Consider the following 25,833-nt stretch of genomic DNA (forward strand, 5'->3'; position numbering starts at 1 on the left):
CCACGTGTTAACAATAGCTTATTATCGCTTTAGCTATTTTTTCTACATCCTCTATGCTATCTATTAACTTGGTATTGATTGCCGCCTTAGGCATACCAAAAACGATTGATGTCTCCTGTGATTCGGCTATCGCTTTTGAAGGACCCTCCTGTTTAAGCTTCATGAGTCCCATCGACCCGTCCATCCCCATCCCGGTCATGATAACGGCTATTTTCGCAGAATCATTCATTTCACTTACCGATTCAAATAGCACATCAACCGACGGGCGATGTCCATTACGAAATTCGGATTGATCCAAAAGGATTGCCCAGCTCATTCCGACTTTCCTCACTTTCAAGTGAAAACCTCCAGGTGCGATATAGGCGACACCTTTTTGAATCAGTTCCCCCTCTTCAGCTTCCTTCACTTTAATCTTGCATAATGAATTCAGGCGTGTTGCCAAGGATTTTGTGAAACCGGGGGGCATATGCTGGACAATGAGTATGGGAGCATCAACTTCTTCCGGGAGTCCTGCCAAGACGGTCTGCAGAGCTCTCGGGCCTCCTGTTGATGTACCGATGACTATTATCTTTTTGTACCCATAGGACCATTTTTCTTGATTTCTTTCAATTTTCGACGATTCTTTTGAATCTATTTTACTATATTTTCCCCAAACGGATGGGCTTCTTTCTATATTCATCGCATTTTTTTCTAGTTTGTGAACATTTGCCCTGCTGGCAGCCATAACTTTTTCATGGAGTTCTTTCTTGATTTTATGTAAATCCAATGAAATGGCACCCGAAGGTTTAGCCACAAAGTCAAAGGCTCCACTGTTCATGGCGGCAAATGTATTTTCCGTTCCTTTTTTCGTTGTGCTTGATAACATGACTACAGCGGTTGGACATTCATTCATGATCCGGCTTAATGCTTCCAATCCGTCCATAATCGGCATTTCCACATCCAAAGTCACGACATCGGGTTTTAAAGCCTTTATTTTGTCTATGGCATCTCTTCCATTCCTGGCAGTCCCGATGACTTCCATCCTGCTATCTTCTGCTAAAAACTCTGAAATTAACTTTCTCATAAACGCAGAATCGTCCACTATCAGCACTTTTACTTTACTCATATAAGGAGTCCTACTTTCCCAAAAAATATCTCTTCATATTTTGGAGGAAATGGCTTTTTTGCAAAGTCAATTCTTCCCCAAATGAATGATTTGCATATCTCGAAGCAATGTCCATAATGGCTTTGGATACATCGGCTTCAGAATCGAAAAGGAGAAAGGGGATTTGTTTGGTAACAGAATTGGGTACGGTTCTATCATCTGGCAAGTACCCAAGAGCTACAGTTTCCAGTCCCAAAAATTTCACTAGTGCATTTTGGAGGCGCATAATCGTTTCTTTGCCGTCCTTACTCGTGAAAACCCGATTGCAAATCAGGAACAATGGAATCTCTTTATTTACTGAATGGATATATTTCATTGCGGAATATGCATCCATGATAGAAGTGGGTTCAGGTGTCGTGATAACGACTAATTCATCCACACATAACAGGAATTTCATGGAATCCTGAGTGATGCCTGCACCCATATCAAATAAGATATAATCGTAATTCGCCAACAATAAACTGAATTCCTCATTAAACCGGGTATACTTTTCTTCATCAAGTGAAAAGAGATTCGTCAACCCCGTACCACCTGTAATGATTGAAATGTTTCCCGGTCCTGCCATGATGATATCCTTCAAACTACAATCGTTTTCAAAAAAATCAATAATGCTGCTGGGAGATTGTTCCCCGATCAAAATATCAATATTCCCCATGCCGATATCCATGTCGAACAACAGTATTTTTTTGCCTCTTTGGGATAAGGCAATCGAAAAATTCAAAGAAAAGTTTGATTTTCCCACTCCACCTTTCCCGCTTAAAACGGCAATCGTTTTGGCCATTGATCGATTTTGGCGGGCTTCCAATCTTCTTCGTAAATTCTCAGCTTGATCTTTCATATTTACTAGCCTCAATAGCCATTTTCAATAACTGTGATGATGTAGCTATTTCAATATCGTCTGGTACATTCTGTCCATCTGTTATATAGGCGGCTCCTAATTTATGAGTGTGTATAAAATTGAATATCTGCCCGAAAGTGGAGGTTTCGTCCGCTTTTGTAAAAATGACCTGTTTAATAGGTATGGCAGCAAACTGTCGATAAATATCTTCCATATCCTTTTGTTTAGAGGTCAATGACAATACTAAATAGGTTTCCATCTCATCTGTAAAATGGATGATTTCATTAAGATCCTTGACATATTGCGGGTTACGGAAATTCCTTCCGGCCGTATCAATAAAAACAAAATCATAATGGGAGAAGCGTTCAGCAGCCCTTTTGAAGTCTTCCAAATTATAAGCGACTTCAATTGGAACGTTTAAAATCTTGGCATATGTCTTAAGTTGATCTATTGCAGCAATCCTGTACGTATCCGTCGTAATGAAAGCCACCTTTTTATCATGCTTCAACATGGTTTCCGCAGCTACTTTTGCCAAGGTCGTTGTCTTTCCCACACCTGTTGGGCCAACAATATTAATATATTTTTTTTGCAGCCCGGGTTTCCCGTTTTCAACCTTTTCCAAAATCCCGAGCATGGCTTCTTCCAACCAAACTTGAACCTCTTCATCAGTGGATTGCTGTTTAAAAACGAACCATTTTTCAAACAATTCATCCATGATTTGGGACCGAAGTGATATATCCACTTCCTGCTCGGTTAGGTATTCGTGGATTTTCTCCAGCTTCCCCGGATATTTTTTATCAGTTGAATAGATTTGCAAACTCTTTATCATATCTTTCAAACCTTCGATTTCTTTTAATAAGTCAGCACTTTCCCTATTCCCTTCATTAGGTTCAGGGGCATGACTTGCCATTTCCAGCTTTGATGCCAACTTCTTCGATTTTTGCTTGGTTACGGCGTGGATAGGCTGGGACACAGGGTCTATGGCTGCAATGACTTCAACATTCCTCTTTTTGAATAATCCTAAGAAACCACCATTATATACAGCCTTCGAACTTAAGATTACTGCATCACTGCCTAGTTCCGCCCTTATTCGCTTCATTGCCTCGTTCATTGATGGAGCCAAATATTTCTTTACCTTCAATCGATATTCACCACCCCTACGCTTTGTACTTCTACATTTGATTCGAGTTCATTGTATGAAAGAATCGGTACATTAGGAAAATAACGTTCAGTTAATTGCCGGGCATACATCCTTACTGCTGGAGAGCAGAGTAAAATCGGTTGGTGATCCATTAGGGTCAGCTCTTCCAATTTGGCTGCAGCTGCCTCCAATATGGATTGCGATATAGTTGGATCCAACGATAAAAAATTACCATGTTCGGTTTGCTGTACACCATCCGCGATGGTCTTTTCAACTTTCCCCGATAATGTTATGACTTTAATTCTATTTTCATCCGAAATAAAAGAATTCGTTATTTGTCTGGCTAAGTTCTGCCTTACATATTCAGTAAGCAAATCTGTGTCAGTCGATAACTTGCCATAATCAGCAAGCGTTTCGAAAATGATCGGTAAGTTCCTTATCGAAACTTTTTCCTTCAATAATTTTGCCAATACCTTTTGTACATCTCCTATAGACAAGGGATTCGGAGTGACTTCCTCTACTAGTATAGGTGCCGATTCGTGGAGATGATCGATCAATTGTTTCGTTTCCTGCCTGCCCAATAATTCCTGCGCATTGGACTTTATGACTTCCGTCAAGTGAGTGGATACAACACTTGGCGGGTCGACAACTGTATAACCCAGCATCTCGGCATGTTCTTTCATATCATCCGTAATCCACTTGGCCGGTAAACCGAAAGACGGTTCTATCGTATCGATTCCTTCTATTGAATCATCCTCCATCCCTGGACTCATGGCCAACAAATGATTAAGGAGCAATTCCCCCTTTGCCATGACACTTCCCTTAATCTTCAGCCGATACTCATTAGGATTCAACTGAATATTATCACGTATTCTGACGACAGGGATCACGAGCCCCAACTCAATTGCAAGCTGCCGGCGGATCATGACGACCCGGTCCAGTAGGTCTCCCCCTTGATTGGCATCTGCAAGCGGAATCAATCCATATCCAAACTCAAATTCGATCGGGTCGACACTTAAAAGGTTAACAACGCTTTCTGGACTTTTCATTTCATCGGTTTCCAGCACTTCTTCCATTTCTTGCATTTCACTTTCGTCCTGCTTCGGTATCCTTGAAATTGTATACCCTCCAACGACTAATAAAGCTGCGATCGGAATGGTGAACAAGTCGGAAATGGGAGTGAATAACCCTAAAAGGAAAATGGTTGCTGCTGTTAGGTAAAGCATTTTGGGAAATTGAAATAACTGTTCAACAATATCCGCTCCGAGGTTTCCATTCGAGGCTGCCCGGGTTACGACAATTCCCGTAGCTGTAGAAATCAATAAAGCTGGTAACTGACTCACGATACCGTCACCAACCGATAACATGGAAAAATGGACGGCTGCTTCTCCAAAGCTCATGTCCAATTGCATGACGCCAATGATCATACCGAAAATCAAGTTAATGATGACAATGATGATGCCCGCTATGGCGTCCCCTTTAACAAACTTACTCGCCCCATCCATGGATCCATAAAAGTCTGCTTCGTTACTAATTTTTTCCCTTCTGGCACGTGCTTCGTTTTCGGAGATCATCCCAGCATTTAAATCTGCATCGATGGCCATCTGTTTCCCCGGCATCGCATCCAGCGTAAACCTTGCCGCTACCTCCGAGACCCGTTCGGAACCTTTCGTGATGACGATGAAATTGATGATGACCAAAATGATGAATACAACTAATCCTACAAGCACGTTACCGCCGACTACAAACGACCCAAAGGTTTCTACAACTCCCCCAGCATCACCATAGGTCAAAATGGCACGAGTCGTCGAAACATTCAACCCCAGCCTGAACAATGTCAGTAAAAGGAGCAAGGAAGGAAAGATTGAAAATTCGAGAGGTTCTTTCATATTCATCGTAGTCAATAGAACCAGCAACGCAAGAGAGATATTTAAAAGGAGTAAAATACTTAACAACCATGTTGGCAATGGAATGACCAACATGGCAACGATCATGATGACGCTCGATATAACAACTAAATCTCTTGCTCGCATGTTTTTCTCTCCTAACTAGCGGGTTACCCAATTACTTCTTTACAGTTTACCTTTGGTTTTATATACAAAGGCCAGTATTTCAGCGACCGCCTTAAAAAACTCTTCAGGTATCGCCTGGCCTAATTCAGCTTGATCATATAAAGACCTGGCCAAAGGCCGATTTTCCACCATGATCACATCGTTTTCTTTGGCAATGAATTTAATTTTCTGGGCAACAAAATCAACGCCCTTTGCCACTACATACGGAGCCTCCGCTTTTTCTTCGTCATATTTTAAAGCAATAGCAAAATGCGTCGGGTTAGTGATGACGACATCCGCATGGGGAATTTCCTGCATCATTCTTTGAGCGGCCATCTGCCTCTGCTTTTGCTTTATCTTGGATTTGATGAGCGGGTCCCCTTCGGAATTTTTATACTCATCCTTAATATCCTGTTTGGACATCCGGATGTTTTTTTCAAAGTCATATTTTTGATACAAATAGTCTAATAGAGCAATGAACAATAAAGCCACGGCAGCATAAAATCCTACTTTAATCGTAATATCCGCCAATGTTGCCATCGCTTCTTCCACAGAAATCTGTGATAAAATCATCATCTCGTCCTTGCGCTGCCATAGTACATAAAAGGCAACGAAACCAACAAATGATATTTTAAGAATGGATTTCAATAATTCAACAATAGCCCTCATTGAAAAAATACGTTTCAATCCTTTAATGGGGTCCAATTTATCAAGTTTGAACTGTATGGATTCAGTCGAAAACAAAAACCCGACTTGCATGACATTAGCCAATATCCCAGCCACTATCGCTGCTGCAAAAACGGGTCCTAGGATAAGGCCCATCTCCTTTAAAACCTCTATCATGATAATTTGCATATTCTCCTCACTGAATCCAGCCAAGGTAAAATGCTGCAGATATTCTTTCATAAGACCGAGCAAATGATTATACATGTACGGACCCATAAGCAATAACACTGAAAACACTGCAATTAAATTCACAGAGGTATTTACATCCTGACTCTTTGCCACCTGACCTTTTTTCTTCGAATCCTGACGTTTTTTGGGAGTCGCCTTTTCGGTCTTTTCACCAGCGAAAAACTGCAAATCCAGCTGATACCTCTCCATATCAAACGCCTCCAATCAACTGCATTAGGTGACGCATGGTCAAAAGCAAGAAATTGAAGAGTTGGGTAACAACCGTCATCATCATCCCCATTACGAGTATGATAACCGCTAATCCGGCAATGATTTTCACTGGAATCCCAACAACGAACACATTTAATTGAGGAACTGTCCTGGCAAGTATTCCTAGCGTGACATCCACTAAGAAAATACTTCCCACCACAGGTATGGACATTTGAAAAGCAATCATGAAAGCTTTGCTGAAAGCTTTGGCCAAATATTCTATCAGCGCATGATCTCCGAATGGTACAAATAATTGGTCAATCGGGATGAACTGATAACTATAAAAAATTCCATCCAAAAGCAAATGATGGCCATTAGTACTCAATAGGAATAATAAAGCGATTGTATAAAGGTATTGTCCCATCAACGGGCTTTGTGCCCCCGTTTGGGGATCGATGACATTCGCTATTGAAAAACCCATTTGAAAATCAATCAATCCGCCAGCGATTTGAACGGCCGATAAAATCATATACGCTGCAAACCCAATGAAAAGGCCAACAAGCGCTTCCTTCATGATCAATAAATAAAATGTGACATCCAATTCCAGAACCGGAGCATCAATGGTGTAGTACATGATCCAGGCAAGGAAGATTCCAAGCCCGACCCGATGTTGTACCGGTATTGAACGGTACGAAAAAATCGGCATGGCCACGAAAAATGTAGTGACCCGGACCACAATTAATAAAAAGGCGGGAAAGTGCGGAAACAATTCCTCCATGCCCTACCCTACAAATCGATTCAGATTACCGAATATTTCATTTGCATATGATAATAGGTGGCTCAACATCCATGGAGCCAATAAAATGAGTCCCAATAAGACTGCCACGATTTTCGGAACAAATGCCAAGGTTTGTTCCTGAATCTGTGTAGTCGCCTGAAAGATGCTTACTAATAGTCCTACAATAAGAGCGATTACCATCAATGGGCCAGCGATAATCAATACCATATAAATTCCTTTTTCTGCTATATCAATAACAAAATCTGCACTCATTTTTTCTCACCTGCTTAAAAACTCTGTAATAAAGACTTCACCACTAAATACCATCCGTCTACAAGAATGAAAAGGAGGATTTTAAATGGCAGGGAAATCATGACTGGCGGCAACATCATCATCCCCATCGACATCAGGACACTTGCAATGACCATATCAATAACCAAAAAGGGAATGAAAATCATGAAACCTATTTGAAAAGCTGTTTTGATTTCACTGATTGCAAAAGCTGGTACAAAGGCAGTCAAGGGAATGTCCTGTATCGTTTCAGGCTTATCCACCTTGGCATATTCCAAGAATAGCTCAAGGTCCTTCTGCCTTGTATGGGCACTCATGAATTCCTTAAATGGTATCGAGGCCTGTACATATGCTTCTTCTAAATCTATCTCTTCAGTAAATAACGGGGTTAATGCCTTTTCATTCACTTCCTGAAAAGTCGGTGCCATTATGAAAAATGTCATGAAAAGTGCCAGGCCGACCAACACCTGATTCGGCGGCATCTGCTGTGTAGCTAGCGATGTTCTCACAAAGCTCAGGACAATGATGATTCTTGTAAAACAGGTCATCAAGATCAATATGCTTGGAGCCAGCGATAAGACAGTCATCAGTAGAACAAGTTTGACGGAAGTAGAGACATTAGTGGGATCACTGTTATTAAAGAACTCCATGAATTCATTCATTGTCTCTTCCTTTCCTATCAAGCTCCTTTAACAGCTTTTTCCTGCTATCAGACAATTGATCAAGTTGATTTTTGAACTCTGCAGAGAAACTGGCGGTTTCGGATCCGCTTTTCTTCAACCACTTATTTTTCAACTTCATTGCAAATTCCCCAGGCTGGATCATTTGATCGATCTTATCGTTGTGATCTTTCAAAAGCTGTTCATATTCCTCGGGATCATCTATTTCTTTCAAGAGCTGAATATTTTCACCGACCCCGATCACCAATATTCTCCCGCCGACTTTAACAAGCTGGACAGAACGATTTGCGCCAAGGCCCGTACCGCCTAAATTCTCCACTGAATTTGCCTTTTGATACGATTTACTTTTTTTATTGATGAACTTTAATAGGATATATAGAAGGGCCACTACAAAAATAGTAGCAAATATCATCCTCAGAAACTCCCAAACGGTTATCCCCACTTTGTCAGGATTCGTTGTCTGTTTGGTAGATTTCGAGCCTTTTGATTCACCTTTATCCACCTTTAAATCATCTGGCTGTTCATAAACATCCTTCACTGTTTTTTCAAGATCTTCCGCATGGGCCTGTATGGCCCCAGAGAAGAATACTGCTATCATCAGTGAGACCAGAAGCCATTTTTTTATTAAAAACAATATGAAGACACCCTCTTAACTTAATGCTTTATTTATGGCTTCCAAAACACGGTCTGCCTGGAATGGCTTCACGATAAAGTCTTTTGCACCCGCCTGGATCGCATCAATGACCATGGCTTGCTGTCCCATCGCTGAACACATGATGACCTTAGCTTGAGGATTTACCTTTTTGATTTCCTTTAATGCTGTAATTCCATCCATTTCAGGCATGGTAATATCCATCGTTACAAGATCCGGATGAGTTTCTTTATATTTTTCCACTGCTTGGGCGCCATCTGCTGCTTCCCCGACTATTTCAAAACCATTTTTTGAAAGGATATCCTTAATCATCATTCTCATAAATGCTGCATCGTCCACAATTAAAATTCTATTAGCCATAATTTTTCGTCCCCCAAATTATCTTATTTTATTTAATCGGTCACTTTGACTCATGATATCCGTAACACGTACTCCAAAGTTTTCATCAATCACCACTACCTCGCCTTTTGCTATCAAGCGGCTATTTACCAGGATATCCACTGGCTCTCCCGCTAATTTATCCAATTCGATGATCGATCCGGAGGACAGCTCCAAAATATCCTTGACGGAGCGTTTCGTTCTTCCAAGCTCCACTGTTACCTGCAAAGGGATATCCATCAGCATGCTGAGATTTTTTGTTTCAGACTCCTGAAGCTGATAAGGCTGAAAACTGGTGAAACTGGCAGGCTGAACATTTACCGGTTGTCCTGTTGGTACGGATGAAACGCCAAAATGTTGTGGTACATTCGGCATTTGGTTCTTAGATTGGGTTTGGTGACCGCCTTGTCCATAAGTTTCATTTGACGATCGATCAGACCGGGTGTCCTGGAATGGTGCCGGCTCCTGAGTTGGAATGTTTGTTACTGGTTCACTTAGTATTTTTTGCGTTTTCATCTCGGCAGGATCGCTTTCGCTCGTCCCATTTAATAATTCAGAGACTAACCCTTTAGCAAACTCTAACGGCAACAACTGCATGATACTGGAATCAATTAAGCTGCCGACACGGAGACGGAATGAGATTTTTGCAAATAAATCCTCGTTCGGTATCGCATTTTCACCTTCACCATTTAAAAAGTTAAGTAAATCTATGCTAGGTGGAGAAATATCCACTTTTTTACTGAAAATGGTCGACATGGAAGTCGCAGCAGAACCCATCATTTGGTTCATGGCTTCCTGGACAGCACTCAATTGAATTTCCCCAAGCAGGTCAGAAGGATTCTCCCCATCTCCGCCAAGCATCAAATCCGCAATGATAGCAGCATCGCTCTGCTTGATGACCAGCATATTTATACCTGAAAAACCTTCTGTATATTGCACTTGAATCGCTACATACGGATGCGGGAATTCTTCCGCGATCTGTCCCCTTTCAATCAATGTAACCGTCGGAGTGGTGATATCCACTTTCTGATTCAACAAAGTGGATAGGGCAGTGGCCGAACTTCCGAAGGAGATATTACCGATTTCACCGAGGGCGTCGAGTTCCATCATCGATAAATAATCGTCAATCGAGAGAGGGAACACCTCATCTTCAATATCACTTGTACCTTTTAAAAGGGCATCTATCTCGTCTTGTGAAAGCATTCCATCACTTACCATCTTCGTCTCCCCCTTTCAAAATATCAAGAATCTGGATAGCATGTTTTTTTCCTACTTTTCCTGGCTGCCCGCTGTATTTTGGGATTCCTCCAATTGTAATCGTCAAAGGTTCATCGATTGCCTTATTTAAATCGATGACATCGCCAACATCAAGCAGTAAAAAATCCTCGATGGTGATGTCCGTGGAACCAAGTTCGGAAATAATGGGAAGATCTGCGTTTCGGATACGCTTTTCCAAAATCATGATTTCCTCCGGGATTTTTTCCTTTTGGGAATTTTCCATCCAATAATGAGCGGATAACTTTGGTATGATCGGTTCCAATACGACGTGAGGAATGCAAACATTAATCATTCCGCTCGTTTCGCCGATTTGTGTATTCAAGGAAATGACCACAACAGTATCGTTGGGCGAAACCAGTTGTAAAAATTGTGGATTCACCTCGAACTCTGTCATCACCGGTTCGATGTCAACAATCGTTCCCCAAGCCTCCTGTAAATTTTCAAAAGCCTTCTCGAATAAATTCGACATGATTTTCGTTTCTATTTCCGTTAAACTATCCACCTTATTCACGCTTATGCCCCGCCCGCCCAAAACACGATCCATCATCGAATAAGCGATATTCGGGTTGACCTCAAGAATGATTCGGCCATCCAAGGGCGGCACCTCAAAAACATTCATGATGGTCATTTTAGGAATCGATCGGATAAATTCTTCGTAAGGTATCTGATCTGCCGAAGCAACGGATATTTGGACATATGTTCTAAGCTGAGCAGAAAAGTATGTGGTCAGGAGCCTTGCAAAGTTCTCGTGTATCCTGGTCAAACTCCGTATTTGATCCTTAGAAAACCGAAGCGCCCTTTTAAAGTCGTATACTTTCACTCTTTTTTCTACTTCTTCTTTTTTTAAATCATCTGCATCCATTTCACCTGTGGAAATGGCCGATAACAAAGCATCGATTTCATTTTGCGATAATATTTCCCCGGACATTAACACTCACCTCCAAAGCTTCTCCTTCTTATTTAATGAAGCAAGGATGTTCTTATTGCAGAATCGAGGAGGTTATATAAACCTTTTCAACTTTTCCTTCTTCCATTAATTCATTCATTCTAGTCTTTAACGCTTCTTGAAGCTTTTCCTTGCCTTTTTTACCGGTTAACTCTGCCGCTTTCATTTCTGATAGTTCGGTAATGATGATATTCTTCACTTGAAAATTTCTTTTTTCCAACTCTTCTTTTGCTTTTTTATTTTCTGTTTGGACCATAAATGAGATTTTGATATAATCATTGCCGGCAAGATTCGTAGTAATTTCAGGAATCTCAACTGATGATTTGACAATTTCGTCAATGCTAGGTTTATCTTCGGCAGATGTGGGATCAGATAACTTTGTCACAACCACGACCGCTATGACACCAACAAGCGTTATAGCCACGAGTATGATTAACATAATGGTCAATAGATTTTTTTTCATGAACTTTCCTCCACATCCTTACGAAAACCGAGAATATTAACGGTACGATAAAATTGTATAATAGCTTCAACCAGTTCCTCTTCCTTCTCTAGCACAACGATTTTCTTACCATTTGTAAAAGTAATGGTCGTATCTGGCAATGACTCGACTGTGTCTATGTACAATGCATTGATATAAAAGCATTTTCCATTGAGCCTTGTGACTTTGATAATGATATTTAGGAGCCAGGGCAAAAAGCACCTGGCTCCTCCCTCCCTTAACCTATCGTTTTAAGTTAACCAATTCCTGCAAAATCTCATCCGACGTCGTGATGATCCTCGAATTCGACTGGAAACCTCGTTGAGCAACGATCATTTCAGTAAACTCTTCGGATAAATCCACATTGGACATTTCCAAAGAACCTGATGCAATAACACCGCGCCCCTCACCTGCGATATTGATATTTGCAGTACCTGAGTTTATTGATTCCTGAAAAGTATTGCCACCGGTTTTCGTCAAGCCAGATGCATTGGAAAACTTGGCGACGGCCAGTTGGCCTAAGGTAGTGATCAGACCGTTGGAATAAACGCCATTTATTTCCCCTGATGAACCAATATTAAAGCTTTCCAGTTTACCTTCTTTATTACCATTCGGATTGACAAGAGCAGTGGTGGAACCTTTAACTTGAGTAAGATTCGAGAAATCAAAATCCAAATTAACTTTTTGTACGCTTTCATCACCTGGTGTATCCGAGTCATCCTCTTTGCCGCTTGAAATGTTTATGGTTTGACCTGACTGGGTTTTATCGGCTGCCACTATCTGACCATTAGCGTCGAAATTAACCGTTGTGAAGGGTTTTGGTTTAGTAGCTGATGTATCCCCCAAAGCAGCAGGTTCTTCATCAAAAAGCTCCCATTTATCATCACCGTTTTTTTGGAAATAGATAGTTGCCGTTTGTTCTTTACCCTTTTCATCCACAACTTTCATTTGCTGGCTAAATACGGTACCATCAATTGCGTCGGCAGCTAGATTTCCACTTACTGATATTTTAGTAGTTGTAATGGCAGGTAAAATCGCATTGACGTTAACAGCAACGTCGCCAATCGTTTTTGATCGTTTCCCGTTTTCATCAACCTTGTAAGCCTGCACTTTCAAACCATTCGCGTTGACAAGCGTACCATTATCATCCAGATAAAAGTTTCCTGCACGTGTATATGAAAGAGAATCGCCTTGCTTGACGACGAAATAGCCATCACCAGATATTCCTAAATCAAGATCGCGGCCGGTGGTTTGCAGGCTTGACTGTGTATGGATCGTATCGATTGTAGCAATCGTGGAACCCAATCCAATTTGTTTAGAATTGGTTCCTCCTTTATTGGCTGTTGCTGCACTTGCACCAGATACCGTTTGGTTCATCGCATCGCTGAATGTCACACGGCTTTTTTTGAAACCATATGTATTGACATTGGCGACGTTATTACCGATAACATCCAATTTTGTTTGTAAGTTTTTTAATCCGCTTATTCCCGAATACATTGAACGAAGCATGTAAAAGCTCCCCTTTCATATAAAGACTGCTTCCGTCATTCCGCAGTCCAGGCTTCCTATTTCAGGTCCAGCCTATTTATCTAAAATTATGGTTCCATTGATGTTCGTGAAAATTTGTGATGTTGCTTCTTCCCTGTCCATGACTGTGATGACATTATAGTTTTTCGTGCTTACTATCAGTGCCGCATTCTCTGTAATGATAAGAGATTCGGTTACACCCATTTTTTTGGCCTCATTGGCTTTAAGGGCTATTTTGTCCCAAGTTTGTGACGCTATTTCTATACTCCTTTGACTCATCCGAAATTGAGCATGTTTACTGATGGTCATTTTTTCATTTGTGGAGACAGCAGCTTGAAAATGCAGTTGAAAGCCTTGCTAGATCATCTGCCTTTGCCTTAACGGTAATTTTGTTTGTGTCATCGCTTGAGCGGAATTTGCTTGAAAACCAAGTTTATTCATATTCCCGCCCCTTAAGCTTCAGCGATTTTTATCAATTGCTCTGATGATAACTTGGTTTTGTTTTCATCATCCACTTCAATTTGCAGTTTGCCATCACTCATGGATACCGAGATTACGACAGCTGATGTCTCTCCATTTTTTTCATCCACCCAGGAAACGCGCTTGCCTATTAATTCACTTGCCGCCGTCAAGCTATTCGACGTGGAACTTGTTTGTTTCATTGCCGAAATATTTGCGGGTTCTAGCTTTGTGCCATCTTCTAAAAGAAAATAAACGCCATCACCCTTATATTGGATCGATTTAACGATGCCTGTTCCTTCTTCTATCGCAAGGTCATCATCGCCTTCATCCAATTTGTGCCAAGTGACTTCCTTTCCGACAAAAGAGTTATAGTTCATTAAACTATTTTGTTGATTGATCCCGATTATTTCTTCCATTTGGGCTCCCATATTCATCATCTGTTCCAGAGAAGAAAAAGTGGCCATTTGGGCGATGAATTCCGTATTGTCCATCGGACTTGACGGATCTTGGTTTTGAAGCTGGGTAAGCAACAATTTCAAGAAATCATCTTTTCCCAATGCATCCCCGGTTTTTCTGTTTTCAGTTTGGGATTTTGATAATAATAGTGACGTATCGATGGTCGTCATTTTTTCACCTACACTTCCAGATTTAACAGAGCATCGGCAAGGGATCCCGTAAACTCGCTTTCCGTCTCATCATTGCTTTCTTCCTTACTCTCCTGTTGTTCATTATGTTCATCCGCATCTTTCTGGCTGAATTTCTCAGAGTTAAAAGCATTGAAGGCTTGTATTATTTCAATTCTTTCAATTTGAATGTTTTGTCCGCTAAACGCTTGTTTTAAACCATGAATCTGATTCTCCAGCATATCTTTGGCCTGTGCAGTAGTAGCCAGAATCTTGGCTGACAGCATACCATCCTTTTGAATCAGCTCGATTCTTAGGGACCCTAAATGTTCAGGATTCAATCTGATCAACAGTTTATTTACACCGTTAGTTACGCTAAAGTTCGCCTTACTTAAAATATTTTCAAATTGCTTAACAAACTCTCCTTGACTGGCAGTTTGCTCAACTTTGGGAGCCGCCAAGACGAATTGCTCCAGCTTTGTCATGAGAAAAGGCATACCAGACCCTTGATGTTTACCACTATCCGGACTTTGCAAAGTCACACTGCTAGCGACTGTCCCGTCTTTATTTACCTTGGCAGTCCCAGATAATTGCAAGAATGCGCTTTTAAATGTCTCTATTGCTTTACTTTGCCCTTTCTCCAAAGTGTTGGATTGGTCAGGTTCTGTTTTTGATTTTGACTGATTGGACAGCCATTTCTCCAGCTTCCCCGTTATCCCTTCAAGCAGGTGTTTCATTGGTTTCTGGATGGCCGCTTCATCTTGTGTCATATCCTTATTCTCCGAGAGAAGATCTTGAATTTTCACCAGTTTCAAAAGATTCACCACACCAGATAATGGGAGGTCATGCCATTCTTCTTCGCTCAATACAGTAACTTTTTTCAGGGCGGTATACAGTTCCATGACATTGGCTGATAACAAACTTTGTGGATTCAGGCTGATGTCATCACCTTCTTGTTCCAAATCCAGTTCTTCGATGCTCGCAAAGAAATCATCAAGGGCACCCTCATCATTTCCAACTATATTTTTTAGGACCTGTAAAATAAGGTTGCTGTCTTGTTTGTTTACTGAAGGGGTCTCTGCAGGACTCTCTTCCCCTGTATCACTTAACCTTTCAAGTTTCAAAAAACCAAACAAATCGTTTATTTCAGACATTCGTCTTTCAGGGTTGCCGCATATATCCGATGGAATAGGAGGTTCTGCCCCTATCGCTGATTGAAGGACTGACCCAAACCCTGAATTAGTTTGCTGATTTGGCTTAATTGGTACATTTAGACTTAATGATGCCAAGGGAAGTAAAGAATTAATGGCAGAATTCATATATTCACCCCCTAACTCTTTCCACTTAAGAACTTTGTTCCGTTAGTTTCTTCGTTAACCTTGCAGCATCAGCCGTTGTCATTTGCTCCAAAACCTTAGCTAAAGTGGCTGCTTTCATACTTGAGAGAATCTCCACTGCATCTTCATCATTCATTTCAGTAATGATAGGTGCAGCCTTCTTGGGAGCCATCGTTTCATAAGTACGGATTATATCTTTGAACGCTTGTTTACTATTATTCTGACTATCTTTAAGTTGATTCATTTCTGTTTGAAGCTGCTGTTTTTCCGCTTCTGCTTTTTCAATGGCCTTGTCACGTGTATCGATGATGCTCTCAAGCTTTTCTATCTCTTTTTCCTTGTTTTCAATCTCGGTTTCTAATTTTTCTAGCTTCATGGAAACTTTCTCATCACTCTTGGCTGGTTTATCTTTCTCTTCATCCTTTTGATCCGATTCAATGAAGGGTATTTTCGCAGACATATCCTTTGCCTTTTCCACTACATTCACCCCTGCAACTGTAAAAACGATCAACGCAACAGTTACCGCAAAGATTAACGGAATGAAGATGACAAGAAACCATTGAAACTTATTTACCTTGCTTTCTTCCAATTCTTCCAATCCATTAGATTCACTTTTTTTACGCATTCCATCACCTTACGCCTTTACTTAAGAATTGCCGGATTGATATTTCATCCATTTGTTTGTTCTCAGCTTCCTTAATGACATCGAGGAATTTAAGAAAATCATTTTCTTTCATTTTCTCGTACTTTTTAACCTCGATATTTCTTTCCATTAATATATCCCGTTGAATACTCATCTTGTATCGCGCTTCAATGACTTCCTGTTGACAGTTGTTTAAGAGTTTTTCCAAGTTGTCCATAAATAACTGATGATGACGAATTTCCTGTATGGATAATCCATTTCGCAGCTTTTCCTGTTGAAACTCAAGCAACTCTTCCTTTTTCTTTAAAAGCTTATATAGCTTTTCTGCCACTGCTTCAAATTTTTTTAAAGCAGCATTATATTTAGCTAGTGCATCGGTTTTTTCTTTTTCTTTGATGGTCAGGATCTTCTCGAATTTATATTGATAAATCATTATTAATCACCTTTCTCCATCAATTCGACAAGGGCATTGATACTATTATCTTTGGTAGCTTTTTCATGGGTTCCTTGCTTCAAAAATGAAATGATTTCCGGATAGCGTGTAATCGAGTTATCAATTTGTTTGGAAGAACCCTTCTTATAAGCTCCTATATTAATCAAATCTTCCGACTCCATATAGGTTGATAAACTTGCCCGTAATTTTTCCGCGGCGTTTTTTTGCTTGTCACAAACTATATTGTTCATGACACGACTAATGCTCTTTAATACATTGAGCGCTGGAAACTGTCCTTTATTGGCTAAGTTTCGGTCCAGTATGAAGTGACCATCCAAAATTCCCCTGACAGCATCAGCAATCGGTTCATTCATATCATCACCGTCGACGAGTACCGTATAAAAAGCTGTAATGGTACCAAGCTGATTTGTACCCGTTCTTTCGAGTAACCTTGGCAGGATGGCGAAAACGGAGGGGGTATACCCTTTGGTCGTCGGCGGTTCCCCGATGGCAAGCCCAATTTCCCTCTGGGCCATCGCAACCCTCGTGACCGAATCCATCATCAGCATCACATTCAATCCCTTATCACGAAAATATTCCGCGATGGCAGTTGCCGTCAAAGCACCCTTTATCCTCATCAACGCTGGCTGGTCAGATGTCGCCACTACAACGATTGATCGTGCCAGCCCTTCCGGTCCAAGATCTTTCTCAATGAATTCACGAACTTCACGGCCACGTTCTCCAATGAGACCGATTACGTTTAAGTCAGCCGTCGTATTCCTTGCTACCATACCAAGCAACGTGCTTTTCCCGACGCCGCTTCCTGCAAAGATACCAACACGTTGTCCTTTTCCAACTGTTAATAAACTATCAATCACCCGGACTCCTACATCTATCGGTTCATTAATGGGAGGTCGTTTCATCGGATTCGGCGGATCTTGATCCACAGAAATTGTCGCCAGACCTTTGGGAAGAAGTGAGTCATCAATGGGATGTCCCAATGGATCGACTACTTTGCCAATAAGCCCACTTCCCACCTTTATCTCAAGACTCCGTCCGCTTCCTTCCACGATACAGCCCGGAGCAATATCACTAACTGCTGTAAATGGCATTAAAATAACCATTTCATCACGGAAACCGACCACTTCGGCTAAGATTCGGTTTTTCTTTTTTTGTATGCCTGTATGGATATAACAAACATCACCTACAGAGCTTTCAGGGCCTTGAGATTCTATCATTAACCCCACGACACGTTTGACCCGTCCATAATGTTTGAATGGATCAACTTCATCAACCAAGGGCAATAGGTCTCTAGTTTTCATCTTTATTCCCCTTCCAGCAATTCAGTTAGTTTCACTTTTATTTCCTGCAGCTGACTGTCGACACTCGCATCCATCCTTCCGTTTTCGGATTCGATGATACAGCTGCTTTCTCCAAGCTCATCATCCGGAAAGATATACAGCTCAGTATCTTTCGGAAAGATTGCCACCAACTCATCTTTATGAGAAAGAATCGATTGATATCGGATCGGATGGATATGCAATTGCACTTCACGGTAATCCCTCACTTCTTTGATGGCTCTTTTGACTATGGATAAAAAAGACTCTTCATCTTTTTCAAGCTGTTGCCCGATAATTTTCTCTGCCACCTTCAGGGCAAGATTCAAAATAACGGTTTCAGATGATTCGATATGGTGCCGATAATCTTTTTTAGAGGACTCCACCACTTCTTTTGCGAAAGCCATTTCCGCGGCAATCTCGCTATAACCCTTTTGGATCCCATCTTCGACGCCCTGCTGATACCCTTCTTTTTGAGCTTGTTCGATAAACATTGCTTTTTCTTGATTCTCCCATTGCTCTCGGTCTTGCTGGATTTCAGCAGCAATCGCTTGGGCTTTTTGCTTAGCATCGAGCAATAACGTTTCCGCTTCCTGTTTGGCATCTTTGAGAAATTCATCAGATTGAATATAATGAAGGTTTTTTCGCTCATCTGCATCATCATTTTGAAGAAAGTCAAAAGGGCGAACTTTTATCGCTATCTTTTTGCTTTTCTCCTGGTTAGCCTGCTGGGATTTGATAATCCTAGACAATGATATCATCCCCTCCGCCGCGGGCAATCACGATGTCTCCAGTTTCCTCCAGTCGTCGAATGACGGCAACAATTCTTGATTGTGCTTCTTCTACATCACGCAAACGTACTGGCCCCATATATTCCATTTCTTCCTGGAACGTTTCAACCATACGTTTTGACATGTTTCGGAAAACGATTTCCTTCACTTCATCACTAGCCACTTTAAGAGAAAGTTTAAGATCTTCGTTATCGGATTCCCTGACAACGCGCTGAATCGCTCTGCCATCAAGGGTCACGATATCTTCAAAAACAAACATTCGTTTCTTGATTTCCTCAGCAAGCTCCGGATCTTGGATCTCAAGTGCATCCAAGATCGTTCTTTCCGTTGAGCGGTCAACACCATTCAACACATCTACAACGGCTTCCACTCCACCAGTCTGTGTATAATCTTGGGTTACAGTCGCTGAAAGTTTCCTTTCAAGTATTTGCTCCACTTCATTTATGATTTCCGGAGAAGTGCTATCCATTAAAGCAATCCTTCTTGCAATATCGGCCTGCACCTCTTGCGGAAGCTCAGACAATATTTGTCCAGCCTGTGTGGGATCAAGATAGGACAAGATCAATGCAATGGTCTGCGGATGCTCGTTCTGAATGAAATTCAAGATCTGTCCAGGATCTGCCTTTCTCGCAAAGTCGAATGGACGAACCTGCAAGGATGATGTTAAACGGTTAATGATGGCGGTTGCCTGATCAGTACCTAATGCCTTTTCAAGAACCTGCTTGGCATATCCTATCCCGCCCTGGGAGATGTAATCCTGTGCTAAAGCAATATTATGGAATTCTTCCAGAATTTCCTCTTTATCTTGGGAGTCCACTTTCCTCACTCCCGAAATTTCAAGGGTCAATCTCTCAATTTCCTCTTCGGAAAGATGCTTATAAACGGATGCAGAAACATCCGGGCCTAAGGAAATAAGGAGGATGGCAGCTTTCTGTTTGCCAGTCAATCCGGCTTTTTTTTTTCTATCTGTCATTTTCTTAAGCCTCCTAGTCTTCTGCTATCCAGCTTCTTAATAATTTTGCAAATTCATCCGGCTTTTCTTTTGCCAGCTTCTCCAGTTGTTTTCTTTTTAAAGATGCTTCCGTTTCCTTCTCTTTGTTCAGATCCGGAACATCGAATACGACTTCTTCCTCTTCAACCACGTACTCCTCTTCCATTTCAGCTTGCTTTCGGGAACGGAGGAATAAGATTAAGAGAATGATAATGGCAAGTATTAGCACTCCGCCGACGACGTATGCCCATATCGGTAACGAAGGTTTCGTTTCATCTTTTTGCAACTTCATTTTTCCGTTAAACGGCTGAACGGAAATCGCGATTTTATTATTAAGCTCCTCGTCCGTCAGCTCTTCCCCTTCAGCTTTTTTCTCGATTGTCGTACGGATTACCGTACCAAGGATTTGTGTAATATCATCCATACTCTGTTGAGATAAAGAATTCGGATCGTCAGCTGTGGGCGGTTCGACCATGACCTGAATACCTAAATCTTTGACTTTATATGGGCTTTCTACTATTTCTTTCTTGATTCGGTTCACTTCACTATTTATCGTTTCATCCACTTTTTCATAATCACCGGATCCGTTTGTGCCATCAACGTAACTCGATCCCAATGAATCTGAGGAATCCTCACTTTGCGGAACGCCTCCTGCACCAGCTGCGTCCCCGCTATACGTTTCATTGATCCTTTGCGCAGAAATTTCAATTCCAGCCATATTTTCTTCATCGACCGGTTCCACTAAATTCTCTTCCCGATTTTCTTGAGTGAAATCAATGTCTGTCGTGACTGAAACAACCACTTTGTCTCTCCCCATTATCGTTCCAAGCATATTTTGTACCTGTCTTTGAATATCGCGTTCTATTTCTTTTTTTATATCGTTTTGGGTTGCAAATGCGGACGCGAAAGAAGAATTTTCATTTTCAAGATCGAAGTACTCAAACTCTTGGTTCATAATGACGATATTATCTGTAGGGAGATTCGGAACACTTTTTGAGACCAGATGATAAAGGGAATTGATTTGACTTTCTTCAAATTTATAACCGGGTTTCGTATTCAATACAATGGATGCCGACGCTTCCCCAGCTGAATCACTGACAAAAACTCCTTTATCAGGAAGAGTGATCATAACACTCGCATCTTCTACTCCATCAATCTTTTTTATTAAACTGGCCAATTCCGTTTGCATCGAGTCAAGTTTAATGACATTGAATTCATTTTCGGTCATTCCGATACCGGCACTTTGACTAAAAAAGGAATAGTCAATACTGCCTGATTCCGGAATTCCTTCAGCTGCCAGCTCCACTTTAAGTGAATCCAGCTTTTCTTCTGGAACTTTTATGGTCGTTCCATTTTCAGAAACTTCATTCATAATCCCTTGACTGTCTAAATTTTCTTTAATGCTCCCCGTTTCCGAAGGAGTTAAGTTGGAATATAAGGGCACCAGCGTCGTACGCGTGGTTAAAATTGAAACTGCCGTAATGATGATGATAATTAATGCCGCTGAACCAATCATCATGAATTTTTGTTTTTTACTGCGGCTTGTCCAGTAAGCAGTTATTTTGTTTTTAAAGTTCACTAGTACTTCATTCATTTAAATCCCCCGGTCAGTCTATGAATTTATGATTGGGGGATTACTTTTCCCCCTGGTCATTTTTCTATATATAATGAGGTTAAAAAATGAATGCTATATACTCATTCTCATCATTTCCTGGTAGGCTTCCACAACCTTATTCCGAACCTCTAATGTAGCCTGCATGGTTACGCTGGCTTTTTGTGAAGCTATCATCACCGAATGAAGCTCAACATCCTCCCCATTAACCAATTTGGTTGTAAGATCATCAGATGCCACTTGCGTTTCGTTAACTTTATTCATTGATTCTTTTAATACCGACGCAAAATCTTGCTGTGCTTCGTATGGTGTATTAGTATTGTTTCGCTCTTTTTTCAGAACATTACTTGCATTGTTCACTGCAGAAAGAGAAATCCCCTCCATATCAACAATCTCCTTTCAAACTTTTATTTCCCGATTTCCAAAGCTTTCATCATCATTCCCTTTGATGCATTTAAAACTGTCACATTTGCTTCGTATGAGCGTGTGACACTCATTAAATCAACCATTTCCCGAAGCGGGTCGACATTTGGCATTTCAACATAACCATCTTCATTCGCATCAGGATGTTCGGGATTGTAATCCAGTTCAAAAGGTGTTTCATCTTTTACTATTCCAGTCACCTTCACTCCATTCCCTACCTCGCTCGTTTTTCCTGATGCTGCGTTTAAGAAACTCGAAAAACCGTTTTCCTTACTTTGCAGCACAACCGATTTTCTTGTGTATGGCTTCCATGTTTTTGATTCAGCGTCATATTCCGCCCTGGTAGTATCGGCATTAGCCATATTAGCGGAGATTACATCCATCCTTACCCTTTGACTCGTCAGGCTAGATCCGGTCATGTTTATACTTTGAAAGATTCCCATCACTTACCTCCTCTAATTACATTCTGCAATGATTGAAACTTACCTGAAAGCCTGTCGGTTACTGCATTATAATAAATCTGGTTGGCAGCAAGGTCCGTCATTTCCTTATCAACGTCCACGCTATTTCCATTATTGTTATATCGGACATTTTTCTGCGTCACGATGTGAGAAGCATGCCTCCCCTCTGATTTGAAGGTAAAATGTCGTTCATCGGTACGATATGACTCCAGGGAAGATTCCAGTTCTCCCTTAAAGGATTGTATTTTGTCGACCTCTTTAGCTTTATAATTAGGCGTATCCGAATTGGCTATGTTCTGTGAAATGACTTTTTGTTTGGCATTAGAATAATCAAGGGCATTTTCAAGTGATTGAAAAGTATTCGAAAATAATTCCACATCGATCACCTCTTTCTATAATTAACAGATAATGACTTTATCAATAAATTAACCCAGCGCATTTACGTTTTAATTTTAAAGAAACATTATAACTATGTCCATAAATAATACACGGACTTTAGACCCATTATCGTCGAAAATTGTCAAAACTTGCTCAAATTTGTCGTTTTTATTAGTATAATTAAAGGATTAATATGACGTTATATTACATTTTATTATGATATTCTACATATTACCCAAATTTTACTTCTATTAGATTATATATCATATCGAAAAACAAATCTATATACCTGATACTTTAGAACTAATTTTTAAGTTTATTTTAAATTAATTATTTCATTTTAGTTGATTTCACCCTTTTAAATAAAGGATTCTTAAGAAAACAAATGATTACTGCATTTTTTCTTTTTTTGAAAAAAACGATGTTTTTTAAAGTTATGATCCATTCGACAAAATTCCTAGCTGGCTGAAACCCGTTATCCATAGGATTTTTATAATCAAAAAGTAACATCATCTTCATTTTCATCATATCGACAGTTATAATAATATAATTACCCTTTTCAAGAAATATTTAACTATCTTTACTGCTTCTAATAGAAAACATGCCTATATTCACATTTCATTTTAATCCGAATTACCTCTTTTTCGTTTCTACCCCTGTCATTCACCCGCATTTGCCTGTTAGTCCCAGAACAGCAACAGATCCAAATATCACAAAAAAAGGCAGCCCTTTTTCAAGGACTGCCTTTTTAGTCTGTTAATTATTTTTAAGCTTCTCTAATTCAAGTAGGAATTTATCGTTCAATACTTTGATATAAGTACCTTTCATTCCAAGAGAGCGTGATTCAATGACTCCTGCACTTTCCAGTTTCCTTAGTGCATTTACGATAACGGAACGGGTGATGCCGACACGGTCTGCAATTTTGGATGCTACAAGCAGACCTTCATTACCTTTAAGCTCCTCAAAGATGTGCTCAATTGCTTCCAATTCGCTGTAAGATAACGAAGATATTGCCATTTGAACGACAGCTTTACTACGTGCTTCTTCTTCTATCTCTTCTGATTTTTCACGCAGGATTTCCATGCCGACTACAGTCGCACCATATTCAGCCAAAATTAAATCATCATCGTGAAATTTTTCTTGTAATCGGGCAAGTACCAATGTTCCTAAACGTTCTCCCCCACCCATAATCGGTACGATCGTTGTTAATCCAGTTGCGAAAAGCTCTTTATTTTCGACTGGGAAAGCAGTATATTCGCTTTCGATATCAAGGTTCGAAGAGGTTTCGGGAATATTGAAAAGGTTTTTTGTGTACTCTTCAGGGAATTGTTTATCTTCCAACATTTTGTACATGCGTTCGTTTTCAATTTGCTGACTTACTGCTATGCCAAGTAATTTCCCGCGGCGGCTGACGACGAATACATTCGCTTCGATAACTTCACTTAAACTTTCAGCCATTTCCTTGAAGTTAACTGCTTTACCTGCTGCTTTTTGGAGCATTGCATTGATTTTTCTTGTTTTTGCTAATAAGTTCATTTGATTTGTTCCTCCTAAAAATACCATGGTTCACAATAACTATGAAGTTGTATTTCCGTAATTTTATGTTCATTGCGTAGGCAAATCATTGCCCAATTGTTTCTTAATTAAAGGATAAACTGGCTTAAATCTTTGTTCCGGGCGATAGAACCAAGCTTACCTTCGACATATTGGGGGGTAATTGTAATCTTCTCCATCGTTATTTCCGGAGCTTCAAACGATAAGTCTTCAAGCAACCGTTCCAAAATGGTATGAAGTCTTCTTGCACCAATATTGTCAGTGTTTTGATTTACTTCGAAGGCCACTTCAGCTATCTTACGAACAGCATCGTCAGAAAATTCAATTTCTATACCTTCAGTTTCTAATAAAGCAACATATTGTTTTAACAAGGCATTATCCGGTTCATGAAGAATCCGTACAAAGTCGTCTACAGTCAGTTTGTTCAATTCAACACGAATTGGGAATCTACCTTGTAATTCAGGGATAAGGTCGGATGGCTTAGCCATATGAAAGGCCCCAGCAGCAATAAATAGGACATGATCCGTTTTAACTGACCCATATTTAGTCACAACTGTCGAACCCTCAACAATTGGCAGGATATCTCTTTGAACACCCTCTCTTGATACATCCGCTGATGAACTTCCAGATTGCTTACTTGCAATTTTGTCTATTTCATCAATAAAGATAATCCCATTTTGCTCAGCCCCGTATACTGCATCGGAAGTGACTTCATCCATATCAATCAATTTTGCCGCTTCTTCATTTGTTAAAACGGTTCTCGCTTCACTTACTTTCAATTTGCGCTTCTTGCTTTTTTTCGGCATCAAGCTTCCTAAAGCGTCCTGCATGTTCATCCCCATTTGTTCCATTCCCGAACCTTGGAGCATATCAAACATCGAAGCAGCCTGTTCTTCCACTTCGACCGTTATCATTTCACTTTCCAACTCACCATTAGCCAGCTTTTCAGCGACGATTTTTCTTTTTTCCTGCAAACTTAAATCTTCGGAATTTTCTTCCGGGTCCTGTTCGTCTTGATTGTTATTGCCTCCAAAAAAGACTTCAAGAGGATTCTTGAAATTACTCTGTTTTTTAGTGGATGGCACTAATAGCTCTATTAAACGGCGATTTGCATTTTCTTCTGCCCGTTCCTTTACGCTAGCCATCTTTTCTTCCTTCACGAGGCGGACGGAAGTCTCCACCAAGTCACGGACCATGGACTCTACATCCCGGCCGACATACCCGACTTCCGTAAATTTCGTTGCTTCAACTTTTACAAAAGGAGCACCTACCAATTTAGCCATTCTCCGAGCTATTTCTGTTTTCCCAACACCTGTCGGTCCAATCATTAATATATTCTTCGGAACGACTTCGTCACGAAGTTGATCCGAGAGAAGGGAACGTCGGTAGCGATTCCGAAGAGCCACTGCCACTGCCCGTTTTGCCTCACGCTGCCCTACGATATACTGATCCAGTTTTTCAACGATTTGCCTCGGTGTTAAATTAGCTTTTTTTGACAT

The 25,833-nt window shown here is 40.6% G+C and carries 29 protein-coding genes; all 29 read right to left on the reverse strand.

All coding sequences use genetic code 11. The features are described 5' to 3' along the window. Window positions 1–7: 7 nt before the first annotated feature. The 29 genes from ACIQZD_RS07240 to hslU all read right to left on the reverse strand — a co-directional run bounded on the left by ACIQZD_RS07240 (window position 8) and on the right by hslU (window position 25,833). Complete coding sequence (locus ACIQZD_RS07240) at window positions 8–1,105, reverse strand: protein-glutamate methylesterase/protein-glutamine glutaminase (protein WP_402900215.1); 1,098 nt, start codon at window positions 1,103–1,105, stop codon at window positions 8–10. A gap of 10 nt (window positions 1,106–1,115) precedes the next feature. Next, complete coding sequence (locus ACIQZD_RS07245; RefSeq protein WP_402900218.1) at window positions 1,116–1,982, reverse strand: MinD/ParA family protein; 867 nt, start codon at window positions 1,980–1,982, stop codon at window positions 1,116–1,118. Further along, window positions 1,966–3,123, reverse strand: a complete 1,158-nt coding sequence (gene flhF / locus ACIQZD_RS07250) for a flagellar biosynthesis GTPase FlhF (protein ID WP_402900221.1) — start codon at window positions 3,121–3,123, stop codon at window positions 1,966–1,968. Before flhF ends, ACIQZD_RS07245 begins: the two co-directional genes overlap by 17 nt. Next, window positions 3,120–5,156 (reverse strand): flagellar biosynthesis protein FlhA, encoded by a 2,037-nt coding sequence (flhA, locus tag ACIQZD_RS07255; protein WP_402900224.1) that lies wholly within the window; start codon window positions 5,154–5,156, stop codon window positions 3,120–3,122. The genes flhF and flhA overlap by 4 nt, the downstream gene beginning before the upstream one ends. Before the next feature lie 39 nt (window positions 5,157–5,195). Beyond that, complete coding sequence (gene flhB, locus ACIQZD_RS07260) at window positions 5,196–6,278, reverse strand: flagellar biosynthesis protein FlhB (RefSeq protein WP_402900227.1); 1,083 nt, start codon at window positions 6,276–6,278, stop codon at window positions 5,196–5,198. 1 nt (window position 6,279) lies between these two features. Further along, complete coding sequence (fliR, locus tag ACIQZD_RS07265; protein WP_241591184.1) at window positions 6,280–7,056, reverse strand: flagellar biosynthetic protein FliR; 777 nt, start codon at window positions 7,054–7,056, stop codon at window positions 6,280–6,282. Between the two features lie 3 nt (window positions 7,057–7,059). Beyond that, complete coding sequence (fliQ, locus tag ACIQZD_RS07270; RefSeq protein WP_101224658.1) at window positions 7,060–7,329, reverse strand: flagellar biosynthesis protein FliQ; 270 nt, start codon at window positions 7,327–7,329, stop codon at window positions 7,060–7,062. A 14-nt stretch (window positions 7,330–7,343) separates the two neighbouring features. Next, a complete protein-coding gene (fliP, locus tag ACIQZD_RS07275; RefSeq protein WP_402900232.1) occupies window positions 7,344–8,009 on the reverse strand; it encodes a flagellar type III secretion system pore protein FliP in 666 nt (221 codons plus the stop codon). Beyond that, window positions 8,002–8,661, reverse strand: coding sequence for a flagellar biosynthetic protein FliO (locus ACIQZD_RS07280; RefSeq protein WP_402900235.1), 660 nt, complete (start codon window positions 8,659–8,661; stop codon window positions 8,002–8,004). The genes fliP and ACIQZD_RS07280 overlap by 8 nt, the downstream gene beginning before the upstream one ends. A 15-nt stretch (window positions 8,662–8,676) precedes the next feature. Then, complete coding sequence (gene cheY / locus ACIQZD_RS07285; protein ID WP_063231856.1) at window positions 8,677–9,039, reverse strand: chemotaxis protein CheY; 363 nt, start codon at window positions 9,037–9,039, stop codon at window positions 8,677–8,679. Window positions 9,040–9,057: 18 nt separating this feature from the next. Next, complete coding sequence (gene fliY / locus ACIQZD_RS07290) at window positions 9,058–10,275, reverse strand: flagellar motor switch phosphatase FliY (RefSeq protein ID WP_402900237.1); 1,218 nt, start codon at window positions 10,273–10,275, stop codon at window positions 9,058–9,060. Continuing rightward, a complete protein-coding gene (gene fliM / locus ACIQZD_RS07295; protein ID WP_402900240.1) occupies window positions 10,265–11,263 on the reverse strand; it encodes a flagellar motor switch protein FliM in 999 nt (332 codons plus the stop codon). The genes fliY and fliM overlap by 11 nt, the downstream gene beginning before the upstream one ends. A 52-nt stretch (window positions 11,264–11,315) precedes the next feature. Then, entirely contained in the window at window positions 11,316–11,744 is a 429-nt protein-coding gene (fliL, locus tag ACIQZD_RS07300; RefSeq protein ID WP_402900245.1) for a flagellar basal body-associated protein FliL, read from the reverse strand. After that, window positions 11,741–11,956: a flagellar FlbD family protein gene (locus ACIQZD_RS07305; protein ID WP_241591309.1), complete on the reverse strand. Its 216-nt coding sequence runs from the start codon at window positions 11,954–11,956 to the stop codon at window positions 11,741–11,743. Before ACIQZD_RS07305 ends, fliL begins: the two co-directional genes overlap by 4 nt. A 49-nt stretch (window positions 11,957–12,005) precedes the next feature. Beyond that, window positions 12,006–13,271: a flagellar hook protein FlgE gene (locus ACIQZD_RS07310; RefSeq protein ID WP_402900250.1), complete on the reverse strand. Its 1,266-nt coding sequence runs from the start codon at window positions 13,269–13,271 to the stop codon at window positions 12,006–12,008. A gap of 72 nt (window positions 13,272–13,343) precedes the next feature. Next, window positions 13,344–13,634, reverse strand: coding sequence for a TIGR02530 family flagellar biosynthesis protein (locus ACIQZD_RS07315; RefSeq protein WP_402902000.1), 291 nt, complete (start codon window positions 13,632–13,634; stop codon window positions 13,344–13,346). A 107-nt stretch (window positions 13,635–13,741) separates the two neighbouring features. Continuing rightward, window positions 13,742–14,377 carry a flagellar hook assembly protein FlgD gene (flgD, locus tag ACIQZD_RS07320; protein WP_402900253.1) on the reverse strand — a complete coding sequence of 212 codons (636 nt, stop codon included), beginning with the start codon at window positions 14,375–14,377 and terminating at the stop codon, window positions 13,742–13,744. A gap of 8 nt (window positions 14,378–14,385) precedes the next feature. Continuing rightward, the gene (locus tag ACIQZD_RS07325; protein ID WP_402900256.1) at window positions 14,386–15,693 is read right to left on the reverse strand and encodes a flagellar hook-length control protein FliK; all 1,308 of its coding nucleotides are present in this window, start codon (window positions 15,691–15,693) and stop codon (window positions 14,386–14,388) included. Between the two features lie 25 nt (window positions 15,694–15,718). Then, the gene (locus tag ACIQZD_RS07330; protein WP_402900259.1) at window positions 15,719–16,336 is read right to left on the reverse strand and encodes a MotE family protein; all 618 of its coding nucleotides are present in this window, start codon (window positions 16,334–16,336) and stop codon (window positions 15,719–15,721) included. A gap of 4 nt (window positions 16,337–16,340) precedes the next feature. Beyond that, the gene (fliJ, locus tag ACIQZD_RS07335) at window positions 16,341–16,787 is read right to left on the reverse strand and encodes a flagellar export protein FliJ (RefSeq protein ID WP_402900262.1); all 447 of its coding nucleotides are present in this window, start codon (window positions 16,785–16,787) and stop codon (window positions 16,341–16,343) included. A 2-nt stretch (window positions 16,788–16,789) separates the two neighbouring features. Then, on the reverse strand, window positions 16,790–18,109 hold the full coding sequence (fliI, locus tag ACIQZD_RS07340) for a flagellar protein export ATPase FliI (protein WP_402900265.1): 1,320 nt from the start codon (window positions 18,107–18,109) through the stop codon (window positions 16,790–16,792). Between the two features lie 2 nt (window positions 18,110–18,111). Further along, entirely contained in the window at window positions 18,112–18,876 is a 765-nt protein-coding gene (fliH, locus tag ACIQZD_RS07345) for a flagellar assembly protein FliH (protein WP_402900268.1), read from the reverse strand. After that, a complete protein-coding gene (gene fliG / locus ACIQZD_RS07350; protein WP_101224644.1) occupies window positions 18,869–19,888 on the reverse strand; it encodes a flagellar motor switch protein FliG in 1,020 nt (339 codons plus the stop codon). The genes fliH and fliG overlap by 8 nt, the downstream gene beginning before the upstream one ends. Before the next feature lie 13 nt (window positions 19,889–19,901). Then, window positions 19,902–21,500, reverse strand: coding sequence for a flagellar basal-body MS-ring/collar protein FliF (fliF, locus tag ACIQZD_RS07355; protein ID WP_402900271.1), 1,599 nt, complete (start codon window positions 21,498–21,500; stop codon window positions 19,902–19,904). A 93-nt stretch (window positions 21,501–21,593) separates the two neighbouring features. Beyond that, window positions 21,594–21,902: a flagellar hook-basal body complex protein FliE gene (fliE, locus tag ACIQZD_RS07360; RefSeq protein WP_402900274.1), complete on the reverse strand. Its 309-nt coding sequence runs from the start codon at window positions 21,900–21,902 to the stop codon at window positions 21,594–21,596. A 23-nt stretch (window positions 21,903–21,925) separates the two neighbouring features. Then, on the reverse strand, window positions 21,926–22,384 hold the full coding sequence (flgC, locus tag ACIQZD_RS07365) for a flagellar basal body rod protein FlgC (protein ID WP_402900277.1): 459 nt from the start codon (window positions 22,382–22,384) through the stop codon (window positions 21,926–21,928). Continuing rightward, a complete protein-coding gene (gene flgB / locus ACIQZD_RS07370) occupies window positions 22,384–22,779 on the reverse strand; it encodes a flagellar basal body rod protein FlgB (protein ID WP_402900280.1) in 396 nt (131 codons plus the stop codon). The genes flgC and flgB overlap by 1 nt, the downstream gene beginning before the upstream one ends. A gap of 757 nt (window positions 22,780–23,536) precedes the next feature. Further along, entirely contained in the window at window positions 23,537–24,316 is a 780-nt protein-coding gene (gene codY / locus ACIQZD_RS07375) for a GTP-sensing pleiotropic transcriptional regulator CodY (protein WP_057278408.1), read from the reverse strand. 107 nt (window positions 24,317–24,423) lie between these two features. Continuing rightward, window positions 24,424–25,833, reverse strand: coding sequence for an ATP-dependent protease ATPase subunit HslU (gene hslU, locus ACIQZD_RS07380; protein WP_048684871.1), 1,410 nt, complete (start codon window positions 25,831–25,833; stop codon window positions 24,424–24,426).

Origin of the sequence: Peribacillus sp. NPDC096447 (assembly GCF_044762725.1) — a bacterium.
Taxonomy (GTDB): domain Bacteria; phylum Bacillota; class Bacilli; order Bacillales; family DSM-1321; genus Peribacillus.

Coding starts and splice junctions, on each gene's coding strand:
- fliG (WP_101224644.1), bottom strand. CDS start 19,888: ATGACAGATAGAAAAAAAAAAGCCGGATTGACTGGCAAACAGAAAGCT.
- fliJ (WP_402900262.1), bottom strand. CDS start 16,787: ATGATTTATCAATATAAATTCGAGAAGATCCTGACCATCAAAGAAAAA.
- ACIQZD_RS07310 (WP_402900250.1), bottom strand. CDS start 13,271: ATGCTTCGTTCAATGTATTCGGGAATAAGCGGATTAAAAAACTTACAA.
- ACIQZD_RS07245 (WP_402900218.1), bottom strand. CDS start 1,982: ATGAAAGATCAAGCTGAGAATTTACGAAGAAGATTGGAAGCCCGCCAA.
- fliR (WP_241591184.1), bottom strand. CDS start 7,056: ATGGAGGAATTGTTTCCGCACTTTCCCGCCTTTTTATTAATTGTGGTC.
- ACIQZD_RS07330 (WP_402900259.1), bottom strand. CDS start 16,336: ATGCGTAAAAAAAGTGAATCTAATGGATTGGAAGAATTGGAAGAAAGC.
- fliP (WP_402900232.1), bottom strand. CDS start 8,009: ATGAATGAATTCATGGAGTTCTTTAATAACAGTGATCCCACTAATGTC.
- hslU (WP_048684871.1), bottom strand. CDS start 25,833: ATGTCAAAAAAAGCTAATTTAACACCGAGGCAAATCGTTGAAAAACTG.
- fliF (WP_402900271.1), bottom strand. CDS start 21,500: ATGAATGAAGTACTAGTGAACTTTAAAAACAAAATAACTGCTTACTGG.
- cheY (WP_063231856.1), bottom strand. CDS start 9,039: ATGGCTAATAGAATTTTAATTGTGGACGATGCAGCATTTATGAGAATG.
- ACIQZD_RS07325 (WP_402900256.1), bottom strand. CDS start 15,693: ATGAATTCTGCCATTAATTCTTTACTTCCCTTGGCATCATTAAGTCTA.
- fliE (WP_402900274.1), bottom strand. CDS start 21,902: ATGGAGGGGATTTCTCTTTCTGCAGTGAACAATGCAAGTAATGTTCTG.
- codY (WP_057278408.1), bottom strand. CDS start 24,316: ATGAACTTATTAGCAAAAACAAGAAAAATCAATGCAATGCTCCAAAAA.
- flhA (WP_402900224.1), bottom strand. CDS start 5,156: ATGCGAGCAAGAGATTTAGTTGTTATATCGAGCGTCATCATGATCGTT.
- fliQ (WP_101224658.1), bottom strand. CDS start 7,329: ATGAGTGCAGATTTTGTTATTGATATAGCAGAAAAAGGAATTTATATG.
- fliY (WP_402900237.1), bottom strand. CDS start 10,275: ATGGTAAGTGATGGAATGCTTTCACAAGACGAGATAGATGCCCTTTTA.
- ACIQZD_RS07240 (WP_402900215.1), bottom strand. CDS start 1,105: ATGAGTAAAGTAAAAGTGCTGATAGTGGACGATTCTGCGTTTATGAGA.
- flhB (WP_402900227.1), bottom strand. CDS start 6,278: ATGGAGAGGTATCAGCTGGATTTGCAGTTTTTCGCTGGTGAAAAGACC.
- flgD (WP_402900253.1), bottom strand. CDS start 14,377: ATGACGACCATCGATACGTCACTATTATTATCAAAATCCCAAACTGAA.
- flgC (WP_402900277.1), bottom strand. CDS start 22,384: ATGGGAATCTTTCAAAGTATAAACATGACCGGATCTAGCCTGACGAGT.
- fliI (WP_402900265.1), bottom strand. CDS start 18,109: ATGAAAACTAGAGACCTATTGCCCTTGGTTGATGAAGTTGATCCATTC.
- fliM (WP_402900240.1), bottom strand. CDS start 11,263: ATGTCCGGGGAAATATTATCGCAAAATGAAATCGATGCTTTGTTATCG.
- fliL (WP_402900245.1), bottom strand. CDS start 11,744: ATGAAAAAAAATCTATTGACCATTATGTTAATCATACTCGTGGCTATA.